Source organism: Paenarthrobacter aromaticivorans, assembly GCF_019038615.1.
Classification (GTDB): domain Bacteria; phylum Actinomycetota; class Actinomycetes; order Actinomycetales; family Micrococcaceae; genus Arthrobacter; species Arthrobacter aromaticivorans.
Genome location: NZ_JAHOPC010000006.1, coordinates 242,911 through 264,459 on the forward strand (window position 1 = coordinate 242,911; position 21,549 = coordinate 264,459).

The window sequence follows — 21,549 nt, forward strand, 5'->3', positions numbered from 1 at the left end:
CCCGGTGTGGCATATTTGATGAATGGCGAATTTCAAGCAGTCCACCAAGCTTCATAATGTCCTTTACGACATCCGTGGACCGATTCTTCAGGCCGCCCAGCAGATGGAAGCAGAGGGTCACCGGATCCTCAAACTGAACATCGGAAACCCGGCTCCCTTTGGTTTTGAAGCGCCTGACGCCATTTTGGTGGACATGATCCGCCACCTGCCCAATGCCCAGGGCTACAGCGATTCCCGCGGCATTTTCTCGGCCAGGACCGCCGTTTCGCAGTATTACCAGACCCGCGGAATCCAGAACATCCACGTTGATGACATCTACCTCGGCAACGGGGTCAGCGAGCTCATCACCATGTCCCTTATGGCACTTCTTGAAGATGGCGATGAGGTACTGATTCCCGCCCCCGACTACCCGCTCTGGACAGCTTCCGTTGCCCTGGCTGGCGGCCGGCCCGTCCACTACCTCTGTGATGAGGAGTCGGGGTGGCAACCTGATCTTGAGGACATGGAATCCAAGATCACTCCCCGCACCAAGGGCATCGTCGTGATCAACCCGAACAACCCCACGGGTGCCGTCTACCCTGAAGAGACTCTTAAGAAGATCGTGGCACTGGCCGAAAAGCACGGCCTGGTCCTGTTTGCCGATGAAATCTACGAGAAAATCCTTTACGAAGACGCTGTCCACGTAAACCTCGCAGGGCTGACCGGGGACGATGTCCTGTGCCTGACGTTCAGTGGCCTGTCCAAGGCGTACCGCGTTTGCGGCTATCGCGCCGGGTGGATGGCCATCTCGGGTCCCAAGAAGGATGCTGCCGATTACCTTGAAGGCATCAATCTGCTGGCCAATATGCGTTTGTGCGCCAACGTCCCGGCACAGCACGCCATACAAACAGCGCTTGGCGGCCACCAGAGCATCAACGATCTCATCCTTCCCGGTGGCAGGCTCCTCGAGCAGCGCAACAAAGCGTACGACCTCCTGAACGCGATCCCGGGTGTCAGCACGCAGCAGGCCAGGGGTGCCCTCTACCTGTTCCCCAAGCTGGATCCAGAGGTTTACCACATCCGGGATGATGAGAAGTTCGTCCTGGACCTGCTGAAGGAACAGAAGATCCTGGTCTCCCACGGACGTGCCTTCAACTGGGTGCGGCCGGACCACTTCCGGATGGTGACTCTGCCCAACGTCAAGGATATTGAAGAGGCAATTGGCCGCATGGCGGACTTCCTGACGAGGTACCCCGGGAACTAGCCTGAGGTCCATGGCCGCGTCACAAGGTCGCGTTCAGGCAGAAAGGCAAGCCATGCCCGTTGCAGTTGAGTTCGCTGAAAGTCCAGCCAAGTCGTTGAGGGTTGGGCCCGGGTTTTCACTGGCCAGCGTCGATCCCTCGGCCACACCTGGCTACTCCGGCGCAAAGGCCGACGGCAAGTCTTTGTTGGCCGCGCAGGATGCCCGGCTCACTGAACTACAGGAGAAGCTCTTCGCAGAGGGGAAGTTCGGGAGCAACAAGCGGCTGCTGCTGATTCTTCAGGCCATGGATACTGCCGGCAAGGGCGGCATCGTCGGTCACGTCGTGGGGGCCATGGACCCGCAGGGCGTGCAGTTGAAGGCGTTCAAGGCACCCACAGACGAGGAAAAGTCGCACGACTTTCTCTGGCGGGTCGAGAAAGAGGCTCCAGCAGCCGGAATGGTGGGAGTCTTTGACCGCTCCCACTACGAGGACGTACTGATCCACCGCGTCCATGGATGGGCGGACGCCGAGGAATTGGAACGGCGCTATGCCGCCATCAATGATTTCGAGTCCAGGCTGGTCCAGCAGGGAACCACCATCGTCAAGGTCATGCTCAACATCAGCCAGAATGAGCAAAAGAAGCGTCTTCTCGCGCGGCTTGATGATCCGAGCAAGCACTGGAAGTACAGTCGGGGTGATCTCGTGGAGCGGGCCTTCTGGGATGACTACATGGATGCCTACAACACGGCCTTTGAGAAGACGTCTACGGACATCGCCCCCTGGCACGTTGTTCCGGCAAACAAGAAGTGGTACGCGCGGATCGCAGTCCAGCAGTTGCTTTTGGACGCCTTGGAGGGCTTGTCCCTGGAGTGGCCGAAGGCGGATTTCGACGTCGCGACTGAACGCGCGCTTGTGGAGCAATCCTGAAGGGCGGATCTGTCGTTCTTGTCGTGTGGGCTGGTCTCCAGAAGCGGTTATTCCCTACGCGGCTAGTCTCTGCCGGCTAGTTTCTGCCGTCTAGTCTGTGCCGGCTGCAGCTCCGCCGTCGTTGGTAGCGTCCCGGGCTGTTGCCAGCCGCTTGCGGGCGCCCTCAAGCCAGTCCTCGCAACGTTTTGCCAACGCCTCGCCTCGCTCCCACAGCGCCAGCGATTCCTCAAGGCTGGCTCCGCCTGCTTCCAAGCGACTGACCACCGCCACCAGTTGTTCGCGGGCTTCCTCGTAACTGAGGGAATCCAAGGAATCCGGTGAAGGTGCTGCGGGATTGTTCTCTGTCATGGTGGTCCTTCGCATTCGATGATGAGTGTATGTGCCGTGCAGTTGCCGCGAAATCAGTGCTCGACGAGTTGTGCTTGCCCGGTGGACACAGCCCTGAAGCGGCCTTCGGCGACGCGGATGGCCAGCGGCGTGCCTTCGGGAGTCTGCGCCGGGCTACTGACCACTGTGTGTCCCGCTTGGTCTTCACCAACCATCTGGACAACGGCGTAGCCGCGGTCCAGGGTCTTTTGTGGAGACAACGCGCGCACCTGGGCACGCAGGTGGTGGACCTGGTCAAGCGCCCGGACGACGGCGGTGCTGACCGCAGCGTGCGACCTCCGCTGAAGACGCGTGATGTCTTCTGATCGCGCTGCAACCATGGTGTCCGGCGTTGCCAGGACGGGCCGCGACCTCAAGGCGTGAAGCCGGTCCGTCTCCCTGTCCACCATCCTGCCAATGCTCCGGCGAAGATGGTCCCGGGCCTGGCGGACCATGGCGAGTTCCTCACTGACGTCAGGAACGATGCGTTTTGCGGCGTCTGTGGGTGTCGAGGCCCTCAGGTCAGCCACGTCGTCCAGGATGGGACGGTCTGCTTCGTGGCCAATGGCGCTGACCACTGGCGTTGATGCCGCGGCCACTGCCCTGATCAAGTCCTCATTGCTGAACGGCAGAAGATCTTCCAAAGCGCCGCCACCTCTGGCGAGCACTATGACGTCGACGTGCGGATCGGCATCCAATGAACGGAGCGCGGCAATGATCTGTGCAACGGCCGTATTGCCCTGGACAACTACCTCGCGTACGTCGAACTCAACGGCCGGCCACCGCAGTGCCGCATTACGGAGGACGTCCTTCTTGGCATCCGAATCCCGCCCTGTAATGAGTCCAATCCGGTGGGGGAGCAGGGGCAGCTTCCGTTTGCGGGAGTCGGCGAACAGGCCTTCTGCGGCAAGGGCCTGACGCAGCCGTTCGATCCTGGCAAGGAGGTCACCCAGGCCCACGGGCCGGATATCCTTCACCGACATATTGAGGCGTCCGGTCTTGACCCAGAAGTCGGCCTTGACCAGTGCGACCACCCGGGAACCACGTTCAAGGGGTATCCTCTGGCGGTCGAGGACCGTGGACCATACGGATGCCGGCAGGGAAATCTCAGCATCGACGTCCCGGAGTGTCAGGAAGGCGTTCCCGCCGCGGCGGTTGAGTTCGATGACCTGACCTTCGATCCATGCCGCGGGAGCGCGCTCGATGTGGGCCTTTAACTTCCTGGACAGCAACTGCAGGGGCCAGGGATTATCCGGGCTGGTCTCCGCAGCGGTATTTGGAAGCGTCGATTCCGGGGTCGCGTCAGCTGCCATGGGTGATCCGTGGGTCGTCCTGCATCTGCATATCCTCGCTAGCTGTGCGGCCGTGGGGCGCGGTCAATCGGTCCTGCGGTCGAATCCGTCCTGGGCAGGCGTTCCAACTCTATCCATAGCTTTAGCACTGGAGCCCGACATTTTTTCTATCCTGTGGACAGACCTAGGATGGTGGCACTTGCCCCTTACCCCGAGGATGACTTTTGCGCAGTTTCGTTTCCGCGGCGGCAGTGGTCCTCGCCTTGTTGCTCACGGCCGTCGCAGTTCCGGCCGCTTGGGCGGATGTCAACGTGGTCAAGGAGGACGGCTTTGTTCACCTTGCAAGCGCGCTGGGCAAGGATCCCGAGTTCCAAAGCCGACTTGCTACAGCCGCAGTGGGGAATTTCGAGTCCTCCGTAAATCTTCCGGAACCACTCAAATCGGTGGCTGCGGATGCCCTCAGGCAAGCTGCCTCCGGAATGCAGTCATGGCCTGAGTACCCCAAAGCATGGGAAGAAACGGCCAGGAACAGTCATCGGTTGAACTTCGGCGAAGGGAAGCAACCGGAGGAGACGGTGTCACATACAGCGCTGCTCCTGGACATTGGCCCACTGATCGGGCTTATCCGCGACCATTTGTCCTCCGCCAGCGGACTACAGATTGACGTCCCGGCGGAAAGCTTGGTGACCATGGGTGAACCGTCCCAAAAGCAACTGGTTGAGCGTGTGGCAGCCTTCGCCCCGCTCTGGTGGCTTGCGGCCTTGGGCGCGGTCGTTTCGGTCCTGTTGGCTCTCGCTGCTGCACGTCGCCGCTCTTTGGTGATGGTCTCCCTTGGACTTGGCGGCTTGGTGCTTACTGCGCTGTGGTCAGCGATGTTGGATCTGGCTGGTGGACTGATGGGAAGCCTCTCCAGTGGCAACGGTGTTGCAGAGCTGTTCAAACAGGAGTTCGTTTCGGCCGTCCGGACGGGCTTCGGTGAATGGATTGTCATCGCTGCTGTGGTGTCCGGCGCATTCCTGGCGCTGGGGGTCATCGGTTGGATCCTGTCCGCGAGACGGCGGTCACCTTCTGCCAGCGGCCAGGAGCCGGGCCGGTAGCATGGAGGGATGACCAGCACAGCAGTTTCCATTCCGATGCCCACGGTGCCCCGCAGACGGCGATCACCGGAAGAGGTTCAGGCGGCGGCGCCGGTTACTGGACCCAAGAAGGTTCTGCTGGCGGCTCCCCGGGGCTATTGTGCCGGCGTAGACAGGGCCGTCATTGCTGTTGAGAAAGCCCTCGAACACTACGGGCCACCCGTTTATGTTCGCAAGCAGATCGTCCACAACGTCCACGTCGTAAGCTCCCTTGAAGAGCAAGGCGCCATTTTCGTTGAAGAAACAGATGAGGTTCCTGAAGGCGCCTTGGTGATCTTCTCGGCCCATGGCGTGTCTCCCGCTGTGGTCCAGTCCGCCGAAGACCGCGGTCTTCGCACCATTGACGCTACATGCCCCCTCGTCACCAAGGTCCACCGTGAAGCTGTGCGCTTTGCCAAGGAGGACTACGACATCCTGCTTATCGGCCACGAGGGCCACGAGGAAGTCGAAGGAACAGCTGGAGAGGCCCCGGAGCACATCCAGATCATTAATGGCCCCCACGAGGTAGACAAAGTCACCGTGCGGAACCCGGAGAAGACCATCTGGCTCTCCCAGACCACCCTGAGCGTTGACGAGACCATGGAGACCGTCCGTCTGCTCAAGGACCGGTTCCCCACGCTGCAGGACCCGCCCAGCGACGATATCTGCTATGCCACCACCAACCGCCAGGTGGCCATTAAGAAGATTGCTCCGCAGGCTGACCTTGTCATTGTGGTGGGTTCGGCCAACTCGTCCAACTCTGTTCGCTTGGTCGAGGTGGCCCTTGAATATGGCGCCAAGAGTTCGTACCGCGTGGACTTCGCCAATGAGGTGGATGAAAGCTGGTTCGAGGGCGTGGCCACGGTGGGTGTAACTTCCGGAGCCTCCGTCCCCGAGGTGCTCGTGCAGGACGTTCTCCGGCTCCTGGCGGAATACGGCTATGGGGAAGTGCAGGAAGTGGTAACGGCCGAGGAAGACCTTCTCTTCTCTTTGCCGAAAGAGCTTCGGGCCACCCTCAAGGAGGCTGGCGACGTGAGCCGGGCCCTTGGTGGCCGCGGGAACCGTCCTACCTCTTAGACGTACTTATTCTGGATGTATCTAGCAGGCCCGCTGTGGCAGCCACCTTTTTGGGAAGCTGCCACAGCGGGCCTGTTCATTTAAGCTGCAGACTCCTCCTGGGCTCCTGCTGAATCCTGGGAGTCCAAGGCGAGCAGCTCGGGGGCAGCCAAAGCCCGGGGGACTGCTTCCACGGACATGGGTGTGGCGAGTCCGGCGTCGTCCATGGTGTTGAGTTTGCGTGCTGTGGGGAGTACCCGGGCTTCCAGTGTGCCGACCATCGCGTTATAGCGGTCCACGGATGTCTTCAGCGAACTTCCGAGCTTCCCGACGTTCTCGCCGAGCGTGCCCATGCGTTCGTAGAGCTGCTTGGCCAGTTCGAAGAGTTCGTGGGCGCTGTCGGTCAGGACATCCTGCCGCCACGTGAAGGCCACCGACTTCAGGACCGCCAGCAGCGTTCCGGGCGATGCCAGGACGACGTTCCGCGAAAGGGCGTGTTCCAACAACGCGGGATCAGCTTCGAGGGCTGAAGCCAAAATCGACTCCGCGGGGAGGAAACAGATGACAAGCTCCGGCGAGTTGCCCGGAATGTCCCAGTACTTCTTGGCTCCGAGGGCATCGATGTGGGCTTTGAGTGCCTTGGCGTGCTGTGCCAGGAGCGTCTTGGAATCGTGATTGGCCGTGGGCGCGACTGATTCACCCATTGAGCCTTCACCGTGCACCTGCTCCTGCGCCGCCAGATAGGAAGCCAACGGGACCTTGGCATCCACCACAAGTTGTTTCCCGCCCGGCAACTGCACTACAAGGTCCGGACGCAGCGTGTTCTCGCTCCGGCCGGAGTGCACTTGCTCGTGGAAGTCAACGTGGCGGAGCATTCCGGAGGCTTCCACAACCCTACGCAACTGAACCTCGCCCCACTGGCCGCGGACACTGTTGGATCGTAGTGCCGAAGCAAGGGCGTGCGTGGACCGTAGAAGCTGTTCGTCGGAGAGCCTGGCGTCCTGAAGTTGCTGTGCCAGTTGACCGTATTGCTCCACGCGGTCGCGTTCCAGGAGCGCGACCTGCTGCTGTACCGCTGTGAGCTTTTCGGCCACGGGCCCCAAAGCGCGAAGGACGCTGCCGTCTGAGCTCCTTGAATCACTCAATTCCCGGTTCTGTGCGAACAGAAGCCGCCGTTCGGCGTCGGCGGCTGCGAGCTGGGCGGTCACCTCCGAAAGGCGCGAGGAAACGGCGTCGAAGTCCTCCTCCAGACCGGCCGTCCGGCGTCGAAAGACCACATATGCCATGCCGAGTCCCACTGCCGCACCGATCAGCAGCATGAGCAGAGCCAAAACCAATCCAAATCCATCCATGTGGCAACCCTGTCATAGGGGTCCGACAGTTTTAGCAAAGGGCAGTCGACGGCGTTGTCTTCAGGAACGAACAAGCGTGGTCATCGCGGCAACGGGTAGAATAAATGCTCGTGGCTCTTACTATTGGCATCGTCGGACTGCCCAACGTCGGCAAATCAACTCTTTTCAACGCACTGACCCGCAACCAGGTGCTTGCTGCGAACTATCCATTCGCAACGATCGAACCGAACGTCGGTGTCGTTAACCTGCCGGATCCCCGTCTGGCCAAGCTGGCGGAGATCTTCGGCTCCCAGAAGTTGCTTCCCGCTCCTGTGTCTTTCGTGGACATCGCCGGCATCGTGAAGGGCGCATCCGAGGGGGAAGGCCTGGGCAATAAGTTCCTCGCCAATATCCGGGAAGCCCAGGCGATCGCGCAGGTTGTGCGCGTCTTCGACGACCCCGATGTCATCCACGTAGATGGCAAGGTGGATCCGCGCTCCGATATGGAGACCATCAACACCGAGCTCATCCTCGCCGATCTTCAGACCATCGAAAACGCGATTCCGCGCATCGAAAAAGAAGTCAAGATCAAGAAGCGCGAAGCAGCAGAGCTCGCTGCCATCAAGGCGGCCCAGGCTGTTTTGGAGCGCGGCGACACAATTTTCAGCTCGATCAAGAGCGACAAACTGGAGATGGAGCACCTCAAGGAGCTCGGACTCCTCACCGCGAAGCCCTTTATCTACGTCTTCAACGCTGATGAAGGCATTCTTGGCGATCCGGCAAAGCAGGAAGAATTGCGCGCCCTGGTTGCTCCTGCTGACGCAGTCTTCCTGGACGCAAAGCTCGAATCCGACCTCGTGGAACTGGACGAGGAAGAAGCCCGCGAGATGCTGGAAATGAACGGCCAGAGCGAGTCCGGCCTGGACCAGCTGGCCCGCGTCGGATTCCACACCCTTGGCCTGCAGACCTACCTCACCGCCGGTCCCAAGGAAACCCGGGCCTGGACCATTCGCCAGGGCGACACCGCGCCCCAGGCGGCCGGTGTGATCCACTCTGACTTCCAGCGTGGCTTCATCAAGGCTGAGGTCGTCTCCTTTGATGACCTCATCGAAGCTGGTTCCATGTCCGAGGCAAAGTCCCGTGGCAAGGTCCGCATCGAAGGCAAAGAGTACGTCATGGCCGACGGCGACGTCGTGGAGTTCCGCTTCAACGTTTAAAGCAAGGACGCTGCCCTGAGCAGCGATGTTGTAAAGGGTCTCGGTTCAGAGCATGAACCGAGGCCCTTTCTTGTGCCTAAAAACCGCTTGTCCTGCTGTCAGACAGCGAATATTACCACCGAGTAGCTTTTGACTTGAAATTCCCGCCAGTTTAGGCATCTGGAGGTTGCGGAACGGTTACAGTTTGGCCAGCGAGTCCCACCATCTGGACACAATGTGGGTAGGCTTACACACACATGTAGGCAACGTCACAGTAGGAAAACTGTGTCTGCGCCTGGGGGTCATCACAAATTTCCCCTGATCAACTCCACGACTCATAGGAGGCGGAATGCGTTTCTCGCGCACTTCCAAAGCTCTAGGCGTAGCGGCGATAATCGCCCTCGCAGTGACCGGTTGCGGCGGCGGCTCCGGCAGCAACACGAACAGCTCTGCCGCAGCCGATCCCAACAAGGTCATCACCGCATACAGCAACGAACCGCAGCACCCGCTGCTTCCCGCAAACACCAACGAGGTGTACGGCGGCCGCGTTGTCGAGCTGCTGTTCGAAGGCCTCCGCGCCTACGATGCCAGCGGCAAGCCGGTCAACGCGCTGGCCGAGTCCATTGACACCACGGACTCGCAGAACTGGACCATCAAGGTCAAGTCCGGTGCCAAGTTCACGAATGGCGAGGAAATCACCGCGAAGACATTCGTTGACTCCTGGAACTTTGCAGCGCTGAGCACCAACCTCCAGAACAACGGCTTCTTCTTCGAGTCCATCGAAGGCTACGCCGATGTCAGTGCCGTGAATGAAACCACCGGGGCCGACGGCAAGAAGACCTCCACTCCGGCACCGAAGGCTCAGACGATGTCCGGCCTGGCAGCCAAGGACGATCAGACCATTACGGTCAAGCTGTCCCAGCCCGAGGCCGACTGGTCACTGCGCCTGGGCTACTCCGCCTTCTACCCGCTGCCCTCCGCTGCCCTGAAGGACCCGAAGACTTTCGGTGAAAACCCGGTTGGCAACGGCCCCTACAAGTTCGCCAAGGAAGGTTCCTGGGTACACGACCAGTCCATCTCGCTGGTCAAGAACCCCGACTACAACGGTCCGCGTGCTGCGAAGAATGGTGGCGTGACCTTCAAGTTCTATACGGATCCGGGTCCCGCTTACACGGATCTCCAGGCTGACAACCTTGACGTCACCGACGTCCTGCCGTCGAACGCACTGAAGACGTACACCACGGACTTCCAGGACCGTAACTCCACCAAGCCGGTTGCCAACAACTCCACACTGAACATCCCGGGTTACAACCCGAACTTCCAGGGCGAAGCAGGCAAGCTGCGCCGCCAGGCGCTGTCCCACGCCATCAACCGTGAAGAGATCACCAAGGTCATCTTCAACGGCACCCGCACCCCTGCCACTGAATTCACGGCCCCCGTGCTGGATGGCTACAACGACAAGATCCCGGGCAACGATGTCCTGAAGTTCGATGTCCAGAAGGCTAAAGACCTTTGGGCACAGGCTGAAAAGATCAAGCCGTACGACGCTTCCAAGCCGCTCCAGATTGCTTCCAATACCGATGGTGGCAACAAGGAATGGATCGACGCCGTGGCCAACGGCTTCAAGAACAACCTCGGCATCCAGGCCGAAATCCAGCCGTTCGCGAAGTTCGCTGAGGTCCTGGACCTGCGCAAGTCCCAGTCCCTCCCGGGCCTGACTCGCTCCGGCTGGCAGGGTGACTACCCATCGCTCTACAACTTCCTTGGACCGGTGTGGGCAACCAACGCATCGTCGAACTACGAGAAGTACTCGAACCCGGAGTTCGACAAGTTGCTCAAGGAAGGCCTTGCAGCCAAGACGCCTGAAGACGCCAATACCAAGTTCAACAAGGCACAGGAAATCCTCTTCCAGGACCTCCCCGGCCTGCCCCTGTGGTACCTGAACCGTCCGATCGTGTGGAGCAACAACGTTGTGAAGGCCGAGACCGGCTGGAACGGCGGAATCCTCTACTACAACATCGAGGCCAAGTAGTCCTCAGGATCTGAACTTGCCGTGAGGCATGGGGGCCCGGCCATGGTGCCGGGCCCCCAATTGCTTGCTTCGGCAGGAAGGCAAACATGACATACGTACAACCGTCCAGAGAGAGCGGGGTGAACCGTGGTCCGCTACATTCTGCGTAGGCTCCTCCAGGTGATTCCCGTCTTCCTGGGAACCACACTCCTTGTCTACTACATGGTGTTCGCCCTTCCCGGCGACCCCATCGCAGCGCTCTTCGGCGACCGCCAACCTCCGCAGAGCGTCATCGACGCACTGAGGAACCAGTACAACCTCGACCAGCCGTTCTGGGTGCAATACGGGATCTTCCTGAAGAACCTGTTCACCTTCAACCTCGGCGTTGACTTTACGCAGCAACCCATTGCAGCTTCGCTTGCAAGGGCTTTCCCGGTGACGGCGATGCTCGCTGTCGAAGCACTTATTATCCAGGCCGTCTTCGGCATCGCGTTCGGTGTTTTCGCCGGCCTGCGCAAGGGTAAGCTCTTTGACTCCACCGTCCTGGTCGCGTCACTGGTGGTCATTGCTGTTCCCACGTTCGTCCTCGGCTTTGTCTTCCAGCTTGTGTTCGGTGTCCAGCTTGGCTGGGCAAAACCGACCGTTGGAGCGAACGCCGATTGGGGCAACCTGATCCTGCCCGCGGTAGTCCTGGGCCTGGTTTCGTTCGCGTACGTCCTGCGCCTGACCCGTGCATCGGTCAGCGAAAACATGAACGCGGACTATGTACGGACTGCAACGGCCAAGGGCCTTTCCCGCCCGCGCGTCGTGATGGCCCATATTCTGAGGAACTCGCTGATTCCCGTGGTGACCTATCTCGGTGCGAACCTCGGCGGCCTCATGGGCGGCGCAATTGTCACCGAGGGCATCTTCAACGTCCCGGGAGTCGGCAACAAGCTTTTCCAAGCCATTCAGCGCAGCGAAGGCCCCACCATCGTTGTGATCGTCAGTGTCCTTGTTCTTGTCTTTGTTGTCACCAATCTCCTGGTTGACCTCCTATACGCCTGGCTTGACCCGAGGATCCGCTATGACCAGTAACACTGAACATTTCGTCGCCCCAATCGACGAGACTCCGCTGCAGGCCACGGACACCGTCAAGCTTGAACAGGCGCCCCTCAGCCTTTGGGCCGATGCCTGGCGCAAGCTGCGCCGGCGCCCGCTGTTCATCATCTCTGCGCTGTTGATCCTTCTGTTGACGACGGTCGCGCTTTTCCCCGGCCTCTTTACGAGCGTTGCGCCCGACAACGACTGCCAGTTGGCCAACTCGGAGGCAGGACCCACGTCCGGACACCCGCTCGGTTTCACGCTGCAAGGCTGTGACGTCTATTCGCGTGTCATCCATGGCACGCAAGCTTCTTTGTCCGTGGGCGTCCTGTCTGTGCTCTGCGTGATCGTCATCGGTGTGACCCTGGGTGCACTGGCCGGATACTACGGCGGCTGGCTCGATGCTGTGCTGGCCCGTTTGGGTGACATCTTCTTCGCCCTCCCCATCATCCTGGGCGCCCTCGTTATCACGCAGCTGCCGTTCTTCCGGGAAAACAGGGGCGTCTGGACCGTGGTCATCACCATATCCATGCTGGCGTGGCCGCAGATGGCCCGTATTACGCGCGGCGCCGTTCTTGAGGTCCGCAACGCTGATTTCGTGACCGCGGCGCGTTCGCTGGGTGTTTCCAACTTCGGGGCATTGCTGAAGCACGCGCTGCCGAACGCACTGGCTCCCGTGATTGTCCTTGCAACGTTGGAACTCGGTGTCTTCATCGTTCTCGAAGCCACACTGTCCTTCCTGGGTGTCGGCCTGCCGCTGAGCGTGATGTCGTGGGGCAACGACATCTCGGCAGCCAACGCGTCCATCCGCACCAACCCTGGAATTCTGCTCTACCCGGCAGCGGCCCTGTCCATCACCGTCCTGAGCTTCATTATGCTTGGCGACGCCGTCCGCGATGCTCTTGATCCCAAGAGCCGTCAGCGCTAAGGAGGCGACCATGGCTTCTGCCAATATTAGAATCGATGAAGTCGCGGCACAGGTAAGGCCAATCCTGGAAATCAAGGACCTGGCCATCACCTTCAAGACCGGCTCTGGTGAGGTCAAAGCAGTCAAAAACGCCCACTTGACCATCATGCCGGGCGAGACTGTCGCCATCGTGGGGGAGTCCGGTTCGGGAAAGTCGACGACGGCCCTTGCCGCCATTGGCTTGTTGCCGAACAACGGGCGTGTCTCGGGTGGGCAGATCCTGCTGGACGGCGAGGACATCTCCCATGCGCCGGAAAAGCGCATGATTGAACTCCGCGGCAGCCACATCGGCATGGTCCCCCAGGACCCGATGTCCAACCTCAACCCGGTTTGGAAGATCGGCTACCAGGTCCGCGAAACCCTCAAAGCCAACGGTCGTCCGGACGGACCTGAAGACGTTGCGCGCGCTTTGGCTGAGGCGGGTCTTCCTGATGCTGCACGGCGTGCCAAGCAGTATCCGCATGAGTTCTCCGGCGGTATGCGCCAGCGTGCCCTCATTGCGATCGGGCTCAGTTGCCAACCCAAGCTCCTGATCGCGGACGAGCCCACGTCTGCATTGGACGTCACCGTCCAGCGCAAGATCCTGGACCACCTGGACACCATGACCACGGAGCTTGGTACGTCCGTGCTGCTCATTACGCACGACCTCGGCCTTGCTGCGGAGCGTGCGGACAAGGTAGTGGTCATGTACCAGGGGAACGTTGTTGAAGCGGGACCGTCCTTGGAGCTGCTGCGAAACCCGCAGCATCCATACACCCGGCGCCTGGTGGAATCGGCTCCCTCGCTCGCATCGCGCCGAATCCAGGTTGCCAAGGAGCAGGGTGTGGAAGCCAGCGACCTCCTTGCTCCGGTCTCGGTGGCTAAAGCCCGTGCAACGGACGAGGTCCTGCAGATCAAGAACCTGCGCAAGGTTTACAAACTGCGGCAGGGACTGGGCCAAACGGCGGACTTTGCCGCGGTGGATGGCGTCAGCTTCCACGTCAAGCGCGGAACCACCACCGCGATTGTTGGGGAATCCGGTTCGGGTAAATCCACGGTGGCCAAGATGGTCCTGCAACTGGAGAAACCGACCGAGGGCCAGATTGTTTTCGACGGCGTGGACACCGCCGGGCTCAAGGGCAAGGATCTGTTCAAGTTCCGGCGCCGCGTACAGCCGATTTTCCAGGACCCTTATGGCTCCCTGGACCCGATGTACAACATCTTCCGGACCATCGAAGAGCCTCTCCGGGTCCACAAGATCGGAAATGCGGCCAGTCGGGAAAAGAAGGTCCGCGAACTGCTGGACCAGGTGGCTTTGCCACAGTCCATGATGCAGAGGTATCCGAACGAGCTTTCGGGCGGTCAGCGGCAACGCATTGCTATTGCCCGGGCATTGGCCTTGGACCCCGAAGTGATCATCTGCGATGAGGCCGTGTCCGCATTGGACGTCCTGGTCCAGGCCCAGGTGCTGAACCTCCTGGCAGACCTCCAGGACAACCTCGGCTTGACCTACTTGTTCATCACCCACGACCTCGCGGTGGTGCGCCAGATCGCGGACCACGTCTGCGTCATGGAAAAGGGCAAGCTCGTAGAGACAGGCAGCACGGACAGTGTCTTCGACAACCCGCGTGAGGCTTACACGCAGGCCCTCTTGGATGCCATTCCCGGCGGTTCGCTGCTGCTGCCGCCCGCGGTGGCCTGACCGGCGTCGTACTCTCTGCCGCGAGGCAACAGTAGCCGACGAGACAACAGCAAGAGCCGGTGGTTCCCACATGTGGGGAACCACCGGCTCTTGCCGTTAAAGCACTCGTTGCGGGGCCTGCTCTGCGTGCCAAAACACCCACGAAGGACGCTAAGCAGGCCCCACAACGGCCTTTATTCGGATGAAACGGACGTGTCCGTGTCCGGGCGGGCTGTCAAACCAAGAGCGCCCAGCTCGCGGGCCAGAACGGTGCCCAGCTTCGCGTGGCCGGATGGTTTCATATGGACGCCGTCCTGCAGGTCGGCAACGGCATCGTAGCGGGTCAACCAGTCACCCGCGCTGACAAACGGGATCGCTTGCTTGGCGGCGATCCGGCCGAGGAGTGCATCCACCTCGGAACGGCGGCCGCCCCCGTTGTCGGCTCCGCGGGCCAGGGTCCCGATCATTGCCAGCCGGGCGCCGGGATAGCGTTTCTTGAGTGCAGCAAGGAGCCTTTCGGCGTTGCTGCTGATCTGGGCGTCAGTTGCCTTCTGTGTGGCGTCGTTGCCGCCGCCTTGCACCACGATCAGGGGCGGATCCCCGTATGGCAGCAACCAATCCCCACGCTGGAGCGCGTCGATGTAGTTGCCCGTCTTGCCGTTGGAGGCCACGAATCCCGTTCCGCCCATTCCCACGACGTGCAATTTGTATCCAAGTGCGGAGATTCCCCTTTGCGGCCACGAGTCCTTGGGCATGGCCTGGGAATCGCCAATCAATACGGCCGTGTGGCGCACGTCGGCCAGGACCACTTCGTCGCGGTTGTTCGCCGGATTCCTGTAGAGCGAGCCCACCGGCAGGTCCAGAGGACTAGGGCTGGGCGCTATCGTTCGGGGTTTGTCCGCGGCGGACGTCTCGGCAGGAACGGGCGCAGCTGAGCGCGGGGTGGTGGGTGGTGGGGTGGCTTGGTTTGGTCCGCAGCCGACCACAAGAACGCCGACGGCGATCGAGGGTGCGAGCAGGCGGAACGCGGCCGAGGCTTTGCGCATCGTTGGTCTCCGTATGGCACTGGTTCTGCAGCAATCATGGGGCAAAGGAAACAGAAAATCCAGCATCTTGACTGCCGGTTACTAAAGCGTGATGTGCTGTGATGGGCGCCACAAATGGGGGTTAAATGGCTTGCTTTTTAGGCTGATAAATGCAACTGCGTTTAGACTTGCTTTAGGTGCCCTGTGTCCCGGGGTCTTTTCGTTGTGTGTTCCGATCAGGTGATCAGGTATGCGCGCGGATACAAACAACTGACTTCACCACTGAAACGAGTCATCAACGCATGTCTGAAACCATCACCAACACTGCGTCGCGGAGCGATCTGCGCAACGTCGCGATCGTCGCACACGTTGACCACGGCAAGACCACCCTGGTCGACGCCATGCTCAAGCAGACCAACTCCTTCGCTTCCCACGGTGAGGTTGAGGACCGCGTCATGGACTCCGGTGACCTGGAGCGCGAAAAGGGCATCACGATCCTTGCCAAGAACACCACGGTTGCCTACAACGGCCCGTCGTCCAATGGCGAAACCATCACCATCAACGTCATCGACACCCCCGGCCACGCCGACTTCGGTGGCGAGGTTGAGCGCGGTCTTTCCATGGTCGACGGCGTCGTCCTGCTGGTCGACTCTTCCGAGGGCCCGCTGCCCCAGACCCGCTTCGTGCTCCGCAAGGCCCTTGCTGCGCACCTTCCGGTGATCCTCCTGGTCAACAAGACCGACCGTCCCGACGCCCGCATCGATGAGGTTGTCCACGAGTCCATGGACCTGCTGCTGGGCCTGGCTTCGGACCTTGCCGATGAAGTTCCGGACCTGGACCTGGACAAGGTCCTGGAAGTTCCGGTCGTCTATGCTGCTGCCAAGGTTGGCCGCGCCTCCCTGGACCAGCCGGACAACGGCTCCGCCCCGGAGAACGAGGACCTTGAGCCCCTGTTCAAGACCATCATCGAGCACATCCCCGCTCCCACCTACAACCCGGATGGCGTGCTCCAGGCACACGTGACCAACCTGGACGCTTCGCCGTTCCTTGGCCGCCTCGCCTTGCTCCGCATTTACAACGGCACCCTCCGCAAGGGCCAGACCGTAGCCTGGGCCCGTGCCAACGGCGAACTCAAGAACGTCAAGATCACCGAACTGCTGGCCACCAAGGCACTGACCCGCGTTCCTGCCGAAGAAGCCGGTCCCGGTGAAATCGTGGCAGTCGCCGGTATCGAGGACATCACCATTGGTGAAACCCTCACGGACGCCGAGAACCCGCAGCCGCTGCCGTTGATCACCGTTGATGACCCGGCGATCTCCATGACCATCGGTATCAACACCTCGCCGCTGGCCGGCAAGGTCAAGGGCGCCAAGGTCACCGCCCGCCAGGTGAAGGACCGCCTGGACAAGGAACTGATCGGTAACGTCTCCATCAAGGTTCTGCCTACCGAGCGTCCTGACGCTTGGGAAGTACAGGGCCGTGGCGAGCTCGCGCTTGCAATCCTCGTTGAGCAGATGCGTCGCGAAGGTTTCGAGCTCACCGTTGGCAAGCCGCAGGTAGTCACCAAGACCATCGACGGCAAGCTGCACGAGCCGATGGAACACATGACCATCGACGTGCCGGAAGAGTACCTGGGTGCCGTAACGCAGCTCATGGCTGCCCGCAAGGGCCGCATGACCAACATGGCCAACCACGGCACCGGCTGGTGCCGCATGGAATTCATCGTTCCCGCCCGTGGCCTCATCGGCTTCCGTACCCGGTTCCTCACGGACACCCGTGGTGCCGGCATCGCGGCTTCCATTTCCGAAGGCTACGAGCCGTGGGCCGGCCCGATCGAATACCGTACCAACGGTTCGATGATCGCGGACCGCGCCGGTGTTGTGACGCCGTTCGCCATGATTAACCTCCAGGAGCGCGGTTCCTTCTTCGTGAAGCCCACCTCCGAGGTGTACGAAGGCATGATCGTTGGCGAGAACTCCCGCGCCGATGACATGGACGTGAACATCACCAAGGAAAAGAAGCTCACCAACATGCGTGCGGCTTCCTCGGATTCCTTCGAGAACCTGACCCCGCCGCGTGAGCTCACCCTTGAAGAGTCGCTCGAATTCGCACGTGAAGACGAGTGCGTTGAGGTGACGCCGGAGGACATCCGTATCCGCAAGGTCATCCTCGATTCCAACGAGCGTGCCAAGGCCAACCGCGCCCGCGCAAAGGCCTAGTCCGGCCCGGTTGAACCCGGCTGGAACAGCAGAATGAACAAGGGAGTCGCCAGTACGGCCCGTGGCATAGCCGCGGCCGTGCTGGCGGCTCTTTTTGTTGCTGTGGCAGGAACGGCATTGCACCGGCAGACCATGGTGATATCCGGCGTCGACCTCTCCTGGGGTGTCTGCGCCGCGCTGCTGATGCTTGCGTCGGTCCAGTTGTGGCTGGCGGCCTGGTCAGGTTCAGTGATCCCGACGGCGGCAGCTGGGGTGGTTGCTTACGCCACAGTCGGTGCATTGTCCTCCGGAGGACCCGACAAACAGCTGTTGCTGGGCGACGCCGTGGGCAACGTCTGGGTGTTTGGCATAGCTGTGGTCACGTTGATCATGCTTCTGGTTGCCAGTCGCCTGCGGAAGCGATGGCGGACAGCTGCTGGGTAGGTAGCGTCCAGTAGGCAGCCGCTAAGGCCGCCCGCGCCGGGGCGGCGGTGGGGGAACTTCCTTCGCGGCGATGACCAACGCCAAGGGAATTTCGACGTCGGAGGTCCGCGTCCGTACGGTGCAGCTGCTCTCGGTGGTGGTCACCAGATACCCCAACGCATCCGTCAGGCCGTCCTGAATCCTGTAGCGGACCACCACCCGAATGCCCGGCTGGGCTGTGAGCAGAAATTGTCGAGGTGGCAAATGCGGGGGAATCACCGTTTCATACTAAGACGCGGGCTAGGTTGGCGTCATAGCACTGTTGGATAATAGGCTCAGAAGTTGAATGTCCGGCATGCTGCCGGCCGTATTACCCCGGCAATGGCCGGGACAAACCGTGGAGAGGTCTGGGACGTGACGTACGTAATCGCGCAGCCGTGTGTAGATGTCAAGGACAAGGCATGTATCGAAGAATGCCCTGTTGACTGCATTTACGAAGGTGAGCGTTCCCTCTACATCCACCCTGATGAATGCGTCGACTGTGGTGCCTGCGAACCCGTATGCCCCGTTGAGGCCATCTACTACGAGGATGACACCCCGGAAGAGTGGGCTGACTACTACAAGGCCAACGTCGAATTCTTTGACGACCTCGGTTCCCCGGGTGGGGCTGCGAAGATCGGGAACACCGGCAAGGACCACCCGTTCATTGCAGCCCTGCCCCCGCAAAACCAAGACCACTAAGGGCGGTTGCTTCCTTGATTTCCGCGGCACCGGCCTTTGGCCTTAACCTGCCCGACTACCCGTGGGAGGCCATGGCGCCGTATGTTGCAGCCGCCTCCAAGCACCCCGGGGGCGTGGTCAACCTGTCCATCGGAACGCCTGTGGACCCCACACCACAGTTGATCCGCGACGCCCTGTCTGCGGCATCGGATGCCCACGGCTACCCGACTGTGCATGGCACCGAGGCCTTGAGGCAGGCTGTCGTAGACTGGTTCGCCACCCGCCGCGGAGTTCCCAACCTGGATCCAAGGGACGTTATGCCCACCGTGGGCTCCAAGGAACTCGTCGCCTGGTTGCCCTTCTTGCTTGGCCTTGGCAGTGGGGACGTCGTGGTCAGGCCTACGGTGGCTTACCCCACGTACGATATCGGCGCGATGCTGGCAGGAGCTACGGCCGTAGCGGCGGACAGCCTGGACGAACTGGATGCCGCAACGCGTGCAAGGGTTCGCTTGGTTTGGATCAATTCGCCGGGCAATCCCACGGGCAGTGTCCGGAGCGTTGAATCCCTCCGCGGGATCGTTGACCAAGCGCGCGAAATCGGCGCCGTAGTGGCTTCCGACGAATGCTACGCCGAGCTCGGCTGGGGGGAATGGGATGCCCAGCGTGGGGGAGAAGCTGTCCCGAGCGTCCTGGACCCAAGGGTTTCCGGTGGTTCCACGGATGGCCTGCTGTGCGTATATTCGCTGAGCAAACAGTCCAACCTGGCCGGCTATCGGGCTGCTTTCGTGGCCGGAGACTCCGCGATTATGGCCAACCTTGTTAACAGCCGCAAGCATGCAGGAATGATCGTGCCCTACCCGGTGCAGGAGGCGATGCGTGTCGCTTTGGGCGATTCTGGCCACGTACTTGCCCAGAAGGATCTGTACCGCGGCCGCCGCGAGAGGATCGTTCCGGCTCTTGAGAAGTTCGGGTTGCAGATCCACGACTCCAATGCCGGCCTCTATCTATGGTCCACGGCCGGTGAAGCTACGTGGGACACTGTGGCCCGTTTTGCTGAGCGGGGGATCGTCGTAGGTCCCGGTGTCTTTTACGGTGATGCCGGCAACGGCTTCATCCGGGTGGCACTAACCGGCAGTGATGAACGCATTGACGCAGCCGTGGAGAGGTTAAGCGCAAGCTCATAACAATGCTGTGACTTGTGCCACAAGTCGCGTCATTCCGCCAGTAACCGGACGGAACGGATTAGTTCCGGAGGGTTACTGGCGGTAGCTTTTTAACTGACTATCAATGGTGGCCTTCAATAAGAAAGCACTGCGGTCGTTGGAGCCCTGCAACAGTGGGGCCGAAGACGACGTCACCAGAAGTTGGTTGGACAAGCGTTCTATAGAGGCCCAGAGGCCTCATGAAGGGGACTCCATGACTGAGACCACCAGCGCGACACTGCGCCATGCCGGCGGCGAACTTGAACTGCCGCGCATCCAGGTTGTAGAAGGAAACGAAGGTTATGACGTTTCCAAGCTGCTGAAGCAGACGGGCGCCGTCGCCTATGACCCCGGCTTCATGAACACAGCGGCCACCACCTCGGCCATCACTTACATCGACGGCGACGCAGGCATCCTGCGGTACCGCGGTTACCCCATCGAGCAGCTCGCGCAGCACTCGAGCTTCCTCGAAGTTTCCTACCTGCTGATCTACGGCAACCTTCCGACTCCCACGGAGCTGGAAGAGTTCGATCAGAAGATCCGCCGCCACACGCTTCTGCATGAGGAGCTCAAGGGCTTCTTCGGTGGGTTCCCGCGCGACGCGCACCCCATGCCGGTGCTGTCCTCGGCCGTTTCGGCGTTGTCCACGTTCTACCAGGACTCGCTGGATCCCTTCAACGCCGAGCACGTTGAAGTTTCCACCATCCGCCTCATGGCCAAGCTGCCGGTGATTGCGGCCTACGCACACAAGAAGTCCATTGGCCAGCCCATGCTGTACCCGGACAACTCCATGAACCTGGTGGAGAACTTCCTGCGGCTGAGCTTCGGCCTCCCGGCCGAGCAGTACGAGCTGGACCCCATTGTGGTTAAGGCGCTGGACCTGCTGCTCATCCTGCACGCTGACCACGAGCAGAACTGTTCCACCTCCACCGTCCGTTTGGTGGGTTCCTCCAACGCAAACCTCTTCGCTTCGGTATCCGCCGGCATCAACGCGCTCTTCGGACCCGCCCACGGCGGCGCCAATGAGGCCGTGCTGAAGATGCTGCGCCAGATCCAGGCCGAGGGCATCAAGCCCGAGGACTACATGGAGAAGGTCAAGAACAAGGAAGACGGCGTCCGCCTCATGGGCTTCGGTCACCGTGTTTACAAGAACTACGATCCCCGCGCCAAGATCATCAAGGCAACGGCCCACGAGGTCCTGGGCAAGCTCGGCGGCAACGACGAACTGCTGGACATTGCCATGCGCCTTGAAGAGAAGGCCCTGGCTGATGACTACTTCATCCAGCGCAAGCTGTACCCGAACGTGGACTTCTACACCGGCCTGATCTACAAGGCGATGGGTTTCCCGGAGAAGATGTTCACCGTCCTCTTCGCCATCGGCCGCCTCCCGGGCTGGATTGCCCAGTGGCGCGAAATGATCAACGATCCCCAGACCAAGATCGGCCGCCCGCGGCAGCTCTACACGGGGGAGCCGGAGCGCAACTACCCGGCCAACTGATAGGGCCGGCTGAATCAGGCAATTACGACGGCGGCCGCCCACCTCGCGCGAGGTGGGCGGCCGCCGTCGTCGGTTCAGTCCGTAATAAGCAACGCGGGGTCACTTACGGCCCATAAAGCAGGCCGATATGGGCCGTAAGTGACTGTGAGGATTGGGGTGGCTGGTCTGGGACTGGCTGGCAGAGTGGTAGTAGTCGTTCTGCCTCGCGGGTGTGACTCTGTAAGTGACTGGCCCTGTAGAGGGTGCCTTTGAGTGG

At 60.9% G+C, this 21,549-nt stretch carries 19 protein-coding genes; 14 read left to right on the forward strand and 5 right to left on the reverse strand.

What is annotated here, in order from left to right:
- Positions 1–22 precede the first annotated feature (22 nt).
- Positions 23–1,243, forward strand: a complete 1,221-nt coding sequence (locus KSW38_RS12210) for a pyridoxal phosphate-dependent aminotransferase (RefSeq protein ID WP_216925178.1) — start codon at positions 23–25, stop codon at positions 1,241–1,243.
- A 52-nt stretch (positions 1,244–1,295) separates the two neighbouring features.
- Positions 1,296–2,150 (forward strand): polyphosphate kinase 2 family protein, encoded by an 855-nt coding sequence (locus tag KSW38_RS12215; RefSeq protein ID WP_216925212.1) that lies wholly within the window; start codon positions 1,296–1,298, stop codon positions 2,148–2,150.
- 90 nt (positions 2,151–2,240) lie between these two features.
- On the opposite strand, the gene KSW38_RS12220 is transcribed toward KSW38_RS12215, so the two are convergent.
- On the reverse strand, positions 2,241–2,498 hold the full coding sequence (locus tag KSW38_RS12220) for an exodeoxyribonuclease VII small subunit (protein WP_216925179.1): 258 nt from the start codon (positions 2,496–2,498) through the stop codon (positions 2,241–2,243).
- A gap of 53 nt (positions 2,499–2,551) precedes the next feature.
- Positions 2,552–3,829, reverse strand: a complete 1,278-nt coding sequence (xseA, locus tag KSW38_RS12225) for an exodeoxyribonuclease VII large subunit (protein WP_216925180.1) — start codon at positions 3,827–3,829, stop codon at positions 2,552–2,554.
- A 203-nt stretch (positions 3,830–4,032) separates the two neighbouring features.
- Here xseA and KSW38_RS12230 point away from each other — a divergent pair, with 203 nt between their 5' ends.
- Both KSW38_RS12230 and KSW38_RS12235 read left to right on the forward strand, forming a co-directional pair.
- A complete protein-coding gene (locus tag KSW38_RS12230; protein WP_254186398.1) occupies positions 4,033–4,905 on the forward strand; it encodes a hypothetical protein in 873 nt (290 codons plus the stop codon).
- Between the two features lie 9 nt (positions 4,906–4,914).
- Positions 4,915–6,000 carry a 4-hydroxy-3-methylbut-2-enyl diphosphate reductase gene (locus KSW38_RS12235; protein WP_216925181.1) on the forward strand — a complete coding sequence of 362 codons (1,086 nt, stop codon included), beginning with the start codon at positions 4,915–4,917 and terminating at the stop codon, positions 5,998–6,000.
- Between the two features lie 80 nt (positions 6,001–6,080).
- Here the strand turns inward: KSW38_RS12235 and KSW38_RS12240 are convergent, their stop codons facing one another.
- On the reverse strand, positions 6,081–7,331 hold the full coding sequence (locus KSW38_RS12240) for a DNA recombination protein RmuC (protein WP_216925182.1): 1,251 nt from the start codon (positions 7,329–7,331) through the stop codon (positions 6,081–6,083).
- Between the two features lie 110 nt (positions 7,332–7,441).
- Here KSW38_RS12240 and ychF point away from each other — a divergent pair, with 110 nt between their 5' ends.
- The 5 genes from ychF to KSW38_RS12265 all read left to right on the forward strand — a co-directional run bounded on the left by ychF (position 7,442) and on the right by KSW38_RS12265 (position 14,248).
- Complete coding sequence (gene ychF / locus KSW38_RS12245) at positions 7,442–8,527, forward strand: redox-regulated ATPase YchF (RefSeq protein ID WP_216925183.1); 1,086 nt, start codon at positions 7,442–7,444, stop codon at positions 8,525–8,527.
- Between the two features lie 328 nt (positions 8,528–8,855).
- Positions 8,856–10,538, forward strand: a complete 1,683-nt coding sequence (locus KSW38_RS12250) for a peptide ABC transporter substrate-binding protein (RefSeq protein ID WP_216925184.1) — start codon at positions 8,856–8,858, stop codon at positions 10,536–10,538.
- Positions 10,539–10,664: 126 nt separating this feature from the next.
- Positions 10,665–11,594, forward strand: a complete 930-nt coding sequence (locus KSW38_RS12255) for an ABC transporter permease (RefSeq protein ID WP_216925185.1) — start codon at positions 10,665–10,667, stop codon at positions 11,592–11,594.
- Entirely contained in the window at positions 11,584–12,528 is a 945-nt protein-coding gene (locus KSW38_RS12260; RefSeq protein WP_216925186.1) for an ABC transporter permease, read from the forward strand. The genes KSW38_RS12255 and KSW38_RS12260 overlap by 11 nt, the downstream gene beginning before the upstream one ends.
- A gap of 10 nt (positions 12,529–12,538) precedes the next feature.
- Entirely contained in the window at positions 12,539–14,248 is a 1,710-nt protein-coding gene (locus KSW38_RS12265; RefSeq protein WP_216925187.1) for a dipeptide ABC transporter ATP-binding protein, read from the forward strand.
- Between the two features lie 173 nt (positions 14,249–14,421).
- Here the strand turns inward: KSW38_RS12265 and KSW38_RS12270 are convergent, their stop codons facing one another.
- Entirely contained in the window at positions 14,422–15,273 is an 852-nt protein-coding gene (locus KSW38_RS12270; protein ID WP_216925188.1) for an SGNH/GDSL hydrolase family protein, read from the reverse strand.
- A 281-nt stretch (positions 15,274–15,554) separates the two neighbouring features.
- On the opposite strand from KSW38_RS12270, the gene typA reads away from it, so the two are divergent.
- The gene (gene typA / locus KSW38_RS12275; RefSeq protein WP_216925189.1) at positions 15,555–17,471 is read left to right on the forward strand and encodes a translational GTPase TypA; all 1,917 of its coding nucleotides are present in this window, start codon (positions 15,555–15,557) and stop codon (positions 17,469–17,471) included.
- 33 nt (positions 17,472–17,504) lie between these two features.
- Positions 17,505–17,894 (forward strand): hypothetical protein, encoded by a 390-nt coding sequence (locus KSW38_RS12280; RefSeq protein ID WP_216925190.1) that lies wholly within the window; start codon positions 17,505–17,507, stop codon positions 17,892–17,894.
- A 21-nt stretch (positions 17,895–17,915) separates the two neighbouring features.
- Here the strand turns inward: KSW38_RS12280 and KSW38_RS12285 are convergent, their stop codons facing one another.
- Positions 17,916–18,152: a putative acetyltransferase gene (locus tag KSW38_RS12285; RefSeq protein ID WP_308169356.1), complete on the reverse strand. Its 237-nt coding sequence runs from the start codon at positions 18,150–18,152 to the stop codon at positions 17,916–17,918.
- A gap of 135 nt (positions 18,153–18,287) precedes the next feature.
- Between KSW38_RS12285 and fdxA the strand changes: the two genes are divergently transcribed.
- The 3 genes from fdxA (at position 18,288) to KSW38_RS12300 (ending at position 21,293) form a co-directional block, all read left to right on the forward strand.
- Positions 18,288–18,614: a ferredoxin gene (gene fdxA / locus KSW38_RS12290; RefSeq protein ID WP_018776555.1), complete on the forward strand. Its 327-nt coding sequence runs from the start codon at positions 18,288–18,290 to the stop codon at positions 18,612–18,614.
- Positions 18,615–18,628: 14 nt separating this feature from the next.
- Entirely contained in the window at positions 18,629–19,777 is a 1,149-nt protein-coding gene (gene dapC, locus KSW38_RS12295; protein ID WP_216925191.1) for a succinyldiaminopimelate transaminase, read from the forward strand.
- Between the two features lie 232 nt (positions 19,778–20,009).
- Complete coding sequence (locus KSW38_RS12300; protein WP_216925192.1) at positions 20,010–21,293, forward strand: citrate synthase; 1,284 nt, start codon at positions 20,010–20,012, stop codon at positions 21,291–21,293.
- The last annotated feature ends 256 nt before the right edge of the window (positions 21,294–21,549 follow it).